Origin of the sequence: Bradyrhizobium sp. 1200_D9_N1_1, assembly GCF_052075915.1 — a bacterium.
In the GTDB taxonomy this organism is placed as follows: domain Bacteria; phylum Pseudomonadota; class Alphaproteobacteria; order Rhizobiales; family Xanthobacteraceae; genus Bradyrhizobium; species Bradyrhizobium diazoefficiens.
Map to the genome: position 1 here is coordinate 7,814,282 of NZ_CP197226.1, position 12,842 is coordinate 7,827,123.

The 12,842-nt window shown below is 56.7% G+C and carries 9 protein-coding genes; all 9 read right to left on the reverse strand.

Annotated features, from left to right (window positions below):
* Positions 1 to 159: 159 nt before the first annotated feature.
* Entirely contained in the window at positions 160 to 975 is an 816-nt protein-coding gene (locus AB5K84_RS37125; RefSeq protein ID WP_011084876.1) for a gamma-glutamyl-gamma-aminobutyrate hydrolase family protein, read from the reverse strand.
* Positions 972 to 2,030, reverse strand: coding sequence for a dhydrorhizobitoxine desaturase (gene rtxC, locus AB5K84_RS37130; protein ID WP_011084875.1), 1,059 nt, complete (start codon positions 2,028 to 2,030; stop codon positions 972 to 974). The genes AB5K84_RS37125 and rtxC overlap by 4 nt, the downstream gene beginning before the upstream one ends.
* A gap of 31 nt (positions 2,031 to 2,061) precedes the next feature.
* Positions 2,062 to 2,829, reverse strand: a complete 768-nt coding sequence (locus tag AB5K84_RS37135) for a PLP-dependent transferase (RefSeq protein WP_011084874.1) — start codon at positions 2,827 to 2,829, stop codon at positions 2,062 to 2,064.
* A 47-nt stretch (positions 2,830 to 2,876) separates the two neighbouring features.
* The gene (locus AB5K84_RS37140; RefSeq protein WP_011084873.1) at positions 2,877 to 3,305 is read right to left on the reverse strand and encodes a PLP-dependent transferase; all 429 of its coding nucleotides are present in this window, start codon (positions 3,303 to 3,305) and stop codon (positions 2,877 to 2,879) included.
* Positions 3,302 to 4,468 carry a 2-aminoethylphosphonate--pyruvate transaminase gene (locus AB5K84_RS37145; RefSeq protein WP_236842186.1) on the reverse strand — a complete coding sequence of 389 codons (1,167 nt, stop codon included), beginning with the start codon at positions 4,466 to 4,468 and terminating at the stop codon, positions 3,302 to 3,304. The genes AB5K84_RS37140 and AB5K84_RS37145 overlap by 4 nt, the downstream gene beginning before the upstream one ends.
* Positions 4,469 to 4,959: 491 nt before the next feature.
* Complete coding sequence (locus tag AB5K84_RS37150) at positions 4,960 to 6,024, reverse strand: IS630-like element ISRj1 family transposase (RefSeq protein ID WP_011084514.1); 1,065 nt, start codon at positions 6,022 to 6,024, stop codon at positions 4,960 to 4,962.
* 1,310 nt (positions 6,025 to 7,334) lie between these two features.
* Positions 7,335 to 7,850, reverse strand: coding sequence for a NoeE-like protein (locus tag AB5K84_RS37155; protein ID WP_244442032.1), 516 nt, complete (start codon positions 7,848 to 7,850; stop codon positions 7,335 to 7,337).
* Positions 7,851 to 8,051: 201 nt separating this feature from the next.
* Positions 8,052 to 8,399 (reverse strand): sulfotransferase, encoded by a 348-nt coding sequence (locus tag AB5K84_RS37160; protein WP_011084869.1) that lies wholly within the window; start codon positions 8,397 to 8,399, stop codon positions 8,052 to 8,054.
* A 3,189-nt stretch (positions 8,400 to 11,588) separates the two neighbouring features.
* Positions 11,589 to 12,461: a glycine amidinotransferase gene (locus AB5K84_RS37165; RefSeq protein WP_197535737.1), complete on the reverse strand. Its 873-nt coding sequence runs from the start codon at positions 12,459 to 12,461 to the stop codon at positions 11,589 to 11,591.
* Positions 12,462 to 12,842: the final 381 nt, after the last annotated feature.

The following is a 12,842-nucleotide window of genomic DNA, read 5'->3' on the forward strand; positions in this document are numbered from 1 at the left end:
AGCACTCCCAGCGCGAACCTATTCGTCAATCGTCTACCCTTCCCGTGCCCGCGCGACGGGGCGCGGCCCTCGCAGGGACCGGGCCGCGCGCATCGATTTTGAGGCATTCAACTTTCGGCCTGTACTGACCACGTTTGGTTTGAAATCTCACGATCTGCCCTAGTGATTCTTCGTTCCGCGGTACACAACACAGGCCTCTCCGAATGCTTTGAAGAGTTGCTTGCCGAGGAGATCGGTTGAGACGTGCCATTCGGGGTGCCATTGCACCCCGATTTGCAGCGTCGGCGCGCCAATCACCGAAGCCGCCTCAACAAGACCGTCAGGCGCCCACGCCTCCCGCCTCAGCGCCGGGGCAAGCGCCTCGATGCCTTGATTGTGCAGCGAGTTGACTTGGGCTTCGATCGTCCGGGCGATTGGGAAGAGCGCGCCGTCGGAAGATATCCTGACGCTGTGCGCGGCATCGTACTGACGGTCCCTGGGACGGTCTGGCTTCTCGGCATGCATAGCACCGCTTTCGAGGCTCCACTCCGCAAGCGATGGGCGGAGTGTGCCGCCGAAATAGACGTTGAGCTCCTGAAGCCCACGGCAGATGCCCAAAATAGGCATTCCGAGCGCGATGGCGCTCTGTATGGCTACGGCAGAAAGCCGGTCCCTAGGACGGTCAAGGATCCCAGCCTCAACGTCCCGATCAGGATCAACTAAGGATGCAGGCGCTGACAGGACGGCGGGGTCGACGTTCGATTCATCACCTGTCAAGACCACACCGTCCAGCCGGCGCATGATGGCCGTGGCGAACGCCTCCCCAGCATCTTCCGCGTCGACGGTCGGCAATACGACGCAAGCAACTCCCCCATGACGATGGAGTGCCTGCACGTACTTACGGCGTAACCAGTCGCGATGCACACCGTCGACCAGAAGACGGTTCGAAGTGACGCCGACAACGGCTCGCGCGCGCTCGGGCTGTTGCAGACTCACGCCACCTGGCCCCGCGTCCGGACGGCGGCAACGGACTGCTCATACAGCCGTCGATTTCGCTCTTTCAGCTGAGTTATGACGCTAGGCTGACCTTGAGGCCCCTTGACAAAGAGCCCGCCCCAAGTCGCGGCGACCTTCGCGTAGTTCGGATCCTGCATTCGGATTTTCTGAGCCTTGCGCAACAGCCAAAACGGGATACCGGGCGAAAGGTGGTGCTCAAGGTGGTACTCATCTAGATTCTGCCCAAGAATGGCTCGCTCGAGGAAGCTTCCCTTCCGATTTCTGGTGAGATAGACGTTCTGCGTCTCGTTTTCGCACATTGGCGAGTGCTCGGCGAGTTCGATGAACCAGCCGAGGACCTGAAATGTGGTGAGATAGGGCACGATCCAGAACAGGACGACAATATGGAGCAGCCCAAGAACATATGACCCGGCCAAGATGCTGATCCAGAAGAGATAGAAGCCATACCTGTCAATCAGTATGCCTGAGCGGCTCTGATCCTCGGTATCTTCGACCGAAAACCGGTTGGTCCAGAGATACTTCAGATAGGCCACTGTCGCGCCGCCGAAGATCGGCTTCCAGATGATGTTGAAAGCGTATCTCTCTGGACGCTGCACGTCATAAACGCCGCTGGCCAGGAAAAACTTCAGGTCGGGATCCTTGTCGGGGTCGCCGAGATAGGGATGATGCAAGTAGACATGTGAGATCCGATAGGCCCAGTGTCGCTGGAACAAGGGATAGGAGGCGAACAGAATGCCAAGAACATAATTCCAGGTGGTGTTCTTCGCGAGCGTGCGGTGAGCTGCATCGTGAGCGATGGTTGTCAATCCGCGCTGATAGGCACCAATCAGGAGAACGGCCAGCGGGTAGAGCCACCACGAAACAGACACGGTCGCAAGCGTGCACGCTGCGATAACAGCGTAATCTTTCGCAATGTAGGCGGCCCCTGTGATGTTGTCGGGCCTTAGCTCCGAAAGTTGCTTATTGATCTCCCGGCTGAATTGAACGGCCTCATAGCGTGATGACCTCAGTTTCCAAGCGTCTGCCTGATTCATGAGAACCTCTTCCTAATTGCCTTGCAGGTTGTCAGATTGCGGAAAGCGCCTTGTCCAGATCGCGCAAGATGTCATTGACATCTTCGATGCCGACACAAAGCCGGATTGAGCCGCCAAATATGGCGGCGGCTTCGCGCTTTTCCCGCGGGACGGTGGTGTGAGTCGTCGAGACAGGATGAGTCACGAGCGTGCGGGCGTCTCCCACATTGGAAACGTGATACATCAAGTCAATGTTCTGGATGAACTTTCGCCCGGCCAGTTCGTCTTCCACCTCGAACATGACCATCGCCCCGTGTCCATATGCGGTGTTGAGTGTCTGTTCGACGATTTCCCGATCGGCGCCTTCGAAGAGACCCGGGTAAAACACCCGACGCACTTTTGGATGCTCCTTTAGAACTCCAGCCACGATCCTGGCATTGGCGCAGTGCTGCTTCATGCGAAGCGGCAGCGTTTCAAGCCCTTGGATCAGTTGAAAGCTCGCAAACGGGGAGATGGCTGCACCGGTATCGCGTAACCAGGTCATGCGAGCCTTGAGGAGAAACTCGCTCTTTCCTAGGTCATCGACATCGCGCACGGCGTTGTGCCAGACAATTCCGCCATGCGCTTCGTCGGGACCATTGAACAAGGGGAAGCGAGAAGCTCCGCGATAGCTAAATTTACCGCTGTCAACGATTAGTCCGCCGAGGGTCGTGCCGTGGCCGGAGATATATTTTGTTGCAGAGTACGTTGTAACTGCAGCGCCCAGGTCTGACGGCCGGCATATCAGCGGCGTAGTCGTGTTGTCTACGACCAGAGGCACGCCGTACCTCCGGCCGATCTCCGCAAGCTGTTTAACGGGAAGCGGAATCAGGGATTCGATATTACCTCTCCGAACAGGCAGATGGTGCGATCATCGATCGCTCGCTCGAACGTCTCGGGCCTTCGAGGATCTGCTGTCCTCACGCTGATTCCCAAACGCTTTAGGGTGTTGTGGAGCAGGTTCCAGGTATTGCCATATAGATATGGAGAGGCAACGACATTGTCCCCTACTTCGCCACTTGAAAGATTGACGATAGCAAGGAACGTCGCCGCTTGACCTGACGCAACGGCGAGCGAGTCGCTGCCCATATCGACAGCGGCGTAGCGCTTCTCGAGCGCGCGGGTCGTGGGATTGATAATCCTCGTGTAGGTGAACCCATCGGCCTTGACGTTGTAGACGTCCGCGATGTGGTTGAGATCGCCATCGAGTTCATAAGCTGTATTCTGGTAGATCGGCACTGCGACGGCTTTCGTCACCGGGTCGCGCCGATAACCCGCTGCAGAACAGCAGTCTCGGCGGAAAACGGCAGCTGCCGGTCTCCAACTGCCTGAGCCGGCATCTTTACGCGCGCGGCATATGCCTCTTGGTCCGGCGCCGGCCTTGCTGACCGGGCCTGACCGGACCGGAAATATGAACGAAAAGCGCATCCCAACCGCTCAATCCAGCTGGATTGGATTTCCCCAATGCAACCGACGCGAAAGCTTCGCGTCGCAAGGTGCAGCTTCGAGTAGACGTAAAGATTGTGGGCCGCCAAGTGGCGATACAGCCCATCGAATCCTTCCTGGTCTACTATGCCGGGCGGCGCACTGAACGCAACGCAGACCGGCGACTGCAACTCGGGGGACAGCAGCGGAGACACTGTCCCTTCGAGTTCCTTGATGAGGTCGTCTCTGACCTTCTCGTACCGGAAGCGTCTGGCATCAATGCTCTCCTCATGCAGAATCTTCAAAGCCATTGTCGTTGCCTGAACGATGTGGGTGGGAGGGGTCGACCGCCACTCACCCGTGCGCTCGAGCGAGCGCCATTGATCTCTCACATCGAGCACAAACGATCTCGGTTCTTGAGCCGCATTCTCCAGCAGCTCGCGCGACGCAATTACAAACGCTACTCCCGGCGGCCCTTCTATGCATTTGTTGCTCGATGTGACCAGTACGTCTGGTCCACGCTGGCTCAGATCGATATTGAGAGCGCCGAAGGAACTCATTCCATCAACGATGGTTTTTACGCCACAACGCCTCGCCTCTTCCACGATCTCTTGCAGAGGGTTGACGATTCCGGTTGTCGTCTCACAATGCACGAAACACAGGTGCGTAACGCCAGGATTTCGGCTCAGATACTCGCCGATTTCTTGCGGATCCAAAGGATCGGTTGCGCGCTTGACGAGCTTCAGCGCTTCGACCCCCCACAGCCGCAAAATTTGTAGAACACGCTCGCCATAGATGCCGTTTACGCAGACGAGCGGCCTGTCGGCTCGGGACACAAATGAAGAGAGGGCAGCCTCCATTGCAAAGGAGCCCCCTCCTTGAATGGGCACCACCGAATAGTCCTTAGCGTTTCCCAGCAAGTTGAGCATCAGCCGCCTCATGCAGGCGGTCACCTCCTTGAACTCGTCATCGCGAGATGCGAGATCAAGCTGCATCTGGCTCTTCACCGCCAACGATAGCGACAATGGACCAGGCGTCAGCAAAGAGCGCTGTCTTGTCAAACCATTCCTCCTACATTGTGTTCGTCGATGACCTGCCGTACGCGCGCCATCGCCCCGGAGGCGCGCGTATGCCTTCCTCATCGATAGCTTCGAATGAAGCGCCTTGAAACGCGGTCTCGTTTCGCGTCGACCGCTCCAAAAGGCCGCCGGATGACAACCTTCAATTTCTCATTGCGGATGGAGAGCAATCCTTCACAAAGCTCCCCGTTGATGCGTTTCAGACCTCCCAGATAGCCTTTTTGCGCTGAACGCTCGGGCGCAAGTGGGCGCCGACGCTCGCTCTCATCCAACTGTCACGCATGTGCAGGCTTGGGCGTGGTCGCCTCTGGCGCTATGAGGCGCCGGTCGGCCGGCGGTCTACCTGTAAGACTGCCCAGTCAGGCAAGCTTTGCCGCCAGAAAGGCGATGCAGCCTAGTACCCGGAATCAGAGCTGAGTGATACGGCGGCCTTTGAAACGGCGTTGCCGGACCTTTTTCTTGGTCCAGACGAAGGGCTCGGCTCTGTCGTTGTATGCGTTGACGTAGGCATCGATGTGTTCCTGAAGCTGCTTGAGGCTCGTGAAGGAGGTGCCGCTGAGCGACTGCCCCTGCAAGATGGAAAACCATACTTCGACCTGATTGAGCCATGACGCACTTGTCGGCGTGAAATGAAATTGCACGTTGGGGTGGGCCTTGAGCCAGTCCTCGTTCTTTTTATGGGTGTTGAGGTTGTCGAGGATGACGTGAAGCTTGCGGTTCGGAAAAGTCGCGGTGACGCTGTTCATGAAATCGAGAAACTCGACGCGGCGCCGGCGTTTTGAATGGGTCGCGATGATCTTTCCGGTGGCGACTTCGAGCGCCGCAAACAATGTTGTGGTGCCATGCCGCTTGTAATCGTGGCTTTGGCCGGTTAAGGCGCGGCCATTGGGCAACTTCAGATAACCCTGCGCTCGCTCCAAAGCCTGGATCGAGGGCTTCTCGTCCACGCACAGCACAATGGCCTTCGCCGGCGGCGCGACATAGAGGCCGACAACATCGGCGGCTTTGGCCGTAAAGTTCGGGTCGTTGCTCTCGCACCAGGACTTGCGAGCCACCAGGTCAATCTTGTGGCTGCGCAGGAACCGCCAGACATATTGGACATCGACATCGCCCAGCGCCTCGGCCAGCAGGGGGCCGGTCCAGCGCGCAAACCCTTGCGGTGGCGGCTTATCCAGCAGCTTCAGAATCCGCTTGTCGGTCGTCTTCGTATAGATCGGCTGCTTGCCAGGCCGCGGCTTGTCTTGCAGCCCTTCAAGGCCATGGTCGGCATAGCGATGCCGCCAAAGGCTGACAATCCGCGGCTGGACCCCAACTTCCTTGGCGATCGACCGGGTGCTGCGCCCATCCGCCGCCAACAGAACTATCCGCGCCCGCTTCAAATCGCGCTGCAACGTCACCGGTGAGCGACAGCACGCCTCAAGCACCTTGCGATCTTTCCTCGAAAGGTGGACTTCTCTTGCTTCGGGTATCATCCCGACCTTGAATCACGACTCACGTTCCAAGAAAAGTGGGTACTAGATCGTCGCGCCCGGACGATAGGCAGGCACACTCGATAGTCTTCGTTCGCAGCGGGTGTCCAATGCGTTTGCTTGGGACTTGATACATTTTCACTCCGTCGCTCGTGGAGGGATTGGGACGCACATGGCTGTCTGGGCGAGCTCGAAGATCGTACAACTTGACGTTACGGGCGTTTCAACCCTCTCCGGAATTTTTCTCGCGGGACTTTTTCCTCACGTACTCCCGTTTGGCAGCGACAAGTCGACGCAAGCAGCGGAGTACGAGGGATTCACAGCGAGGTTCAATAGTTTGAACGTTAGATCTGGATCGAGCGTGAGTATTCCGCGTGCGAGCGCGATTCTGCGGAGAAATGACGGGATCGTTCCGTTTACGTGCAATCCGGCCAAAAGAGCCATATGGAGGTACGAAGCTTCTCGGCAGCCCGGGCGAGATCCTACTGGATGCTGTGCATGACGGTTTAAACCTTCCGCCATAGCTGTTGTGTCACGTCATTGCGCTCGCAATGGAGCGGCGTTGGCAGCCCGCGGCGAGCCACACTTGATGGCGATCCAGCGATCTTGGATGCTTGCGCGAGCAGGAATCAGTTCGACACCTTTTGGCGAGCGGCCTTGTGACACAACATGTCGCCTCGATTTGCCGGGAGTACGTCGAGCCAAGTCCAATGAAGTTGCGCGCTTTATCTTGGAAGCGATTCCTGGGCTTTCAGCATCTCAGTTACTTAACGCCGCTTCGCCGCGGGACGTCTCACCGAGCGATATGGCGGCGGTGAGCGTGCGGTTTTACGGCGGTTCCAAGGCGTGGGCGGCGAGCAAAAGTTGCCGGCATCCCAGCGCTCGTTGCGCGCAACTACCTCGCCGATGAGGCACTCTGGTTGGACGACGGTCGCACTTCGTACTTGTCCTGCTCTCTCCTCTGCAGGCCGGCTCGTTGATGCGAGCTCGCGTCCGACGTGGTCTACGGGCGCGGTCGAGCACGCCAGCGGTTGACCAGAGCGGATCATCAAGTGATCATCTCTGTCGCTTGCCAAGGATGAGCTTCGCTTCCTTTTCGGCTGCGCCTATGGCGCCTTCATGGCGATCAACCAGGAAAGGCGGAACGGAGCATGACCCGAACACGCGGCGGGGCTTCGTAGCTCAGGATGGCGCATGTTCGTGACAGCATTGCCTCGCGATGCGAAGGTACAGGCCTACGCCGAAGGTATTCGCCGACGAGCGGCGGCCAAAAAGGGAAGAAAGCTTGCCAGACGTTACCATCGCCAGCGTCCTTAGGAGATGCTGAGGATCTGCTCAAGCCGCGGGACCTCCCCTCGCAACGTCTCGATAGCCACGTCTCGGTTCTCCGAAATGTTCAAAGCAGTGTGGACCGGCTCTCCAGCGTAAGATGAGCCGGGCAATCCTCCCGCATTGGTACTTCGCATATCCCACCAGGTGCGGAATATACGGCGATAGGGTTCAGTTACCTCCCGCCCCCTGTCTAGAACTCCGGATTTCTGGGCATGCAGCAGTTCCTGCTCATATCCGAGTTCCAGCAAAAGCTCGGCACCGACCAGATCGGTCACGGTTTGCATCTCCTCGACGCACAATTGAGATTGCCGTGATTTGACTGAGCTTCCGTGGATGGCGTTTCGTTCCACGTTTTTTCGATCCCCAAAGCTGCTGGCTTGAAGATAATCTGCTCGTCCTATGCTAGCCGATGCGACGCCATCTGGATCACAGCCGAGCCCTGTCAGTACACGTTGGATTTCCTCGTCCGGACGCGCCACGAGCAGTTCGTATTGCACCAAATGGGCCTGCGGGCGAGTACGTTGCTCGGCGAGCCTAGGAAGACCCAAAACCAAATCGGGGAGTGAAGATATTATGCCATCGGGCAGACGAAGCATGAGATCAGTGAGACTGGAAACGCTGACCGGCTGCGAGCTGTCTGCCCGCCATGGAATCCCAGGTCGATTTCAATGAAGCGGCGATGGCGTAGGGATTGCGCATCAGAAGGATGTGTGGCGCTTCTGGATAGACGGATTCAACAAAGTCAAGGACCGTCCATAGCGTGGTGTCTTATCTATGATGATGCGCTTACCCGCTTCTGCCAGATACTGATCGTATGCTGCTTCTGCAAAAGCGCGGCTAACGATCGCGCGGTCTATCCGTCCTAAGAATTCGGAGGTTGCGGCCTCAATCAGTGCGCTGCCCCCCGGATGGCGCCGATCCACCTTGCCAAACGCCTCGAGCGCCAACATTAACCAGGGTTCAGGCGGAGCCACAATGTCTGGATGGAGCTTCAGCAAATGAGCCAGGAGTGTGGTCCCAGATCGTGGAAGACCGAGAGAAAGCACACTCAGGTGAACGACCAAAACGTCCGCTTATCGTCAGGCGCTCGTGCTGGGCACGCGCCCCCCTGTCGGCGCTAGCTCGATTGGGCGAAGCAAAGCGAGCCGCCCGATCGCATGAGGACCAACAGCTTGCGTACAAAGCGACGAAACGACAGAATTTTGGCTGCTACTCATGACCTAAGACCCATTCACTTCGATCGGGCGGGATCACAGAAGGGTAACTGCAATCGCGCCTCCGATTGCTCGACCAATAGAACGAAATTAAGCAACTGCTCAATTGCAGCAAGATTGACTCGGATGTAGGAAGGTTGGAAAGAACTATACGGACGTTTGCCGAAGACCGCGCGAGCACATGGCAGGTTGCTACGTATGTAAATGCGACTGCACCTCGCTGATTCTCGGCATACTCCAAGACATTTCGGGATATGAGCGGAGTGCTGCAAAGAATCAGGTCATATCGCGGGGGTCACACTTGAGTGAGCGCCGCGGCTAGCCGGTCAACACATTGGATTATAGCTCCGGCCAACTTTCTTTCGACAAGCGCAATCGTCCAAGCCGCACGAAGTATTTGGGTTAGCGGATCCGCAACGTCGCTCTTCCCCTGACAGGGGCTAAGGAGGCTGAATGACGGACCTGATCCAACATGCCACGGGATAACGCGATCAGCAAGCGCGCTTGGCCGCGTCTCTACTCACGAAGACGAGATTTTTCCGCCGTTCATGTGGAACATCCTTGGTAGGGCTACGAGCAAGACAATGTCTTCAATGCCGATTATGAATCACGACCGGACATAACCTTTTAGACCAACACTTTCTAACAAAGTCCATCAATGAGGATGCTGGAGCCCCACCGCCACATTGAAACGCCATCCAAAAAACCCCTCAGCGCGAATCGGCAAACCCAATTTGCTAGAGAACCTTCTATGGGCACTGAGGGCGGCCTGCGAGCCGCCCTACCGTGCAAGTACCAGCGCGGCCCAAGCTACCGCTGATGTCCGAGTCCGATTCCAAGATTTAAGGCCTTCTGGCGGAGCGCACCGACACTGCGTTTGGTCATCTTTGCTATTTTTATCACCGGGGTCCTGGCCTTCGAGTGGACTTTGAGCTCCTTGATATCTGCCTTCGTCCATTCGCGCCGCTTAACGCTTTTCTTAGTTGCTTTCTTCACGATGAATGCTCCTTTTTAGCGGAGCGGCTTGTAACATAGTTTTCTCGGCGCGACGACGGTAAAAAAATAGACAATATTATAGGACATCGCGCCAAGTGTAAGCTTTGGCATGTCTTCCGAAGCGAGGTGTCTGCACTGTTGCAGCTGCGCAATTGTAAACTTCATACGCACGTCGCGTTCTGATAGCGTTCCAATCGACGCCTTTATATCCGGAGCTAAACAACCGACACGCTCTCGAATAAGCGAGAGCCAAATCGCGATAGAGATCAACAGGTCCAAATAAGGAGGTGCGCCCAGAGAACGGAAAGATGTTGTGTCTCCGCGATATTGCTTAGAGAGGTGGCTGACGAGAATGATTAAAGGCACACTCACCTTTGATCACGCGCTCTTTGTCAAGTTCGCTTTTGGTCGTATTCAACTCGCGCAAAGAGCGCCGCCGCTTGATGGATCATGCCCAATTTTCGGGATAAGAAATTTGCTGAAAATCCAGCACGACTGGCGTCCACCGCCGATCAGGACACCACAGGCGTAGACCGCTTAAAGACGAGCAGAGACCTTCGTCGGCTGCCTTCGCCAACCAATACATGGGGTTCTTGGTCCCCTTCTCGTATTTGACCCGGATGCCTTCCGGGAAATCAGTTTAGCCGACCGTCTCGATGACACTGATGTGCACGAAGAGGCCAAATCCTTCGTCCCTCAGGTCAATATCTTTGGTCGCGTTCAACGACTCCACAACACTGATTACAACGACACTGTTTCTAGATTGAACTTCGCAATCCAGTCGAACTGCATCACCACCAGCAAGGGTTCAAGCGGCTTTCCTCCACGTCGACATCGGTTTACGTCGGCTCAATCGCATGCCGTGGGACGCTTTCTGCCCGTGTTCGCTTCCAGCCGAGAAACCAAAGGGAGCGGCAGCTCAGCTTTCGGCTCTTGCGCGATCTCTCGCTCAACCTGCGCCTGCATAGTACCCCGATCTAAGTTTTCGAGCGCCTCAAGTACTCTCTTCCCTCTTCGGTGATAATCCAGCACCCGGCCTTCCGCTCGATCAGCTTTTGGCCGAAAACATCGAGTGGGGTCGCGCGGCTCGCAATCCGCTTCATACGGTCCGTCCACTCCGGGCCGCTGCTAAAATAGATAGCCAAATGCTGCTTAACGACTTCGATACTCGCCAGACCGTGCGGCTGCAGGCGAGTATCTTCAGTATCGACAACTGAAAACTCGCGCACGCCATCGACTTAAGGAAAAGCCCATATTACATATTTTGAGGTAAGCTCCAGAGCTGCGAGCCGCTTTTCAAAAGAGAGCTTCCTCCTAAAGCCGATTGCACGACACCCGCCTGCCGTCGCCGCGGTAAGCAACGCTTTTCGACTGCATCTTGCCAGGACTCTTCCGAAGAACGGTTCAGCATTAGATAGCTGCGTTGACTAGGAGCGTGAGGTGGTCTCGACTGCCGACTTCGACCGACTTGAGATCAAACGACGTCGGTAGTAGCCACGCCGTTGTACATCCTGACGAATGACGTCGCTCACGAAACGAACCGCCCGCTTCTTTCGTTTCCAATTCCCGCCCAATCCCGCGGGGATCGCAAAGCCTCTCGGCACGACCAAAAGATCGTTTCTTTGGTTCAAATAGATATCGAACATGTGGTGGCTCTTTTTCGCACAAGCGTAGATCGGCTGTTCACCGATCTGGTGACATCGAAGCAACAGTTTCCTTTAAGTCACTGGACGATCAAATGACATTCAAAAGCTCCCGTCCTGATAAGGGAAGACGGTCACGCGCACAATGGTGCCGCAAGATGTGAGCGTGTGCACGTCCCGACTTACGGCGCCCGGAGAGGCACCCGTCAATGTCGACCTCAAACGCGGCGGAGAGTCTATCTAGGTGGCTCAACTACGGCAATGCCAGCCTACGCTACGATTTTTCTCCAACTAGCTGATGCAGCATAAGCTTCGCCAGGTATGAGGCTCCCAAAGCAGCGGCTTAGCAGATCGTTGCCCGGAAAGCAGACGATCGTCGGTACTAGCTGAAGTAATCCTCCGGCCCGCCTTCGCGAACCGTGTCGAGAGTAACGCAATGGAACCCACCGCCGAAGATCCGTCTATGGCGGCGCCGAACCGGGACAACCTGAAAGCTGAACTGTTCAAGGATCCGAGCCAGCTCGGGGCAGGCGTCGTTGACTAAGACGACGTCAGGAGCGACCGAGAGGACGTTGACATCAATGTAAAGACTGGACAACAGCAGATCGTCGTCGTTGTAAGCCGGAAAACTATTTTTGGTTGGCTCGGGCGCTACTATCATGTCCCAGTTGCGCATTGCTTCTGGCAAATAGTCCGCCACCTCGCGAGACCGCACGAGCAGCGGCCCCGGCGCAAGCGCTATGACCATACTATCAATATGGCTATCGCAGAGCTTGTAGGCACGGTGGATCCGAAATCGTCCTTGCAAATGGCGCTCAAGCCAATCACATGGCATCGCGTGATTCTTGGTAGCGATATTTACGACGAGGTCGCGTCCAACACGCAAACACTGCGCACCGTCCCACATCATCTCGAGGCCAACGTCATAGGGATGTGTTCCGGGATGGTGGATCGGTTCCGTTGGACCACCGGTCGTTGACAGGGCGTAGGAGCGGTCAAATGAACGGTTAGTCATCAACGGGCGCGGCATCACTGACCATCGCGCGCCTCGGTCGAAATAGGACGCGAAGATTGGCTTGAGAAATTGCGTCTCGAAGTATCGTGAGCGGAGCATAGGAGGGGTCTCGATCAATTCGTCTCCAACCACTAACGCTATGTCGCGGACATTGAGCGGCGGCACGACTGCGGCCAACCAAGCAAGGGTGCGAACCTCCACGGTGGACGCATCGAGTGTCATCGGTCGATGCACGGTCACGTTAAGCTTCCGCAACGTGTTCACAATTCCTTCGACGTCCTCATTCAGTTCGTCCAGGTAGCGGTCCTTGATCCGATGGCGGACCCGCGTGCCAGCTTGTGTGCCCGCTGCCGCAGAGGACAGACGCGGAGCAGCGCGATCGTCTGTTCTCTACCCACTGGGATGATCCCGCCTTGGCCGGCTGGTCAGATGCGCTCTACACCATTGCCGGATACGTGCTCTACACCACGAATTCAACCTATCTGACCTGGCAGGTTCGCCGGCGGATGACGTATTTGCCGTCCCTTCGGGATTCCATATACGGCTGCCGGCGTGGTTCAAATTGTATAATTGGAACGTTTGCCACAGTAAGGCTACCGCACGGAATGGCAGCGGGCGGAA

Coding starts and splice junctions, on each gene's coding strand:
- rtxC (WP_011084875.1), bottom strand. CDS start 2,030: ATGAATCAGGCAGACGCTTGGAAACTGAGGTCATCACGCTATGAGGCC.
- AB5K84_RS37150 (WP_011084514.1), bottom strand. CDS start 6,024: ATGATACCCGAAGCAAGAGAAGTCCACCTTTCGAGGAAAGATCGCAAG.
- AB5K84_RS37145 (WP_236842186.1), bottom strand. CDS start 4,468: ATGCAGCTTGATCTCGCATCTCGCGATGACGAGTTCAAGGAGGTGACC.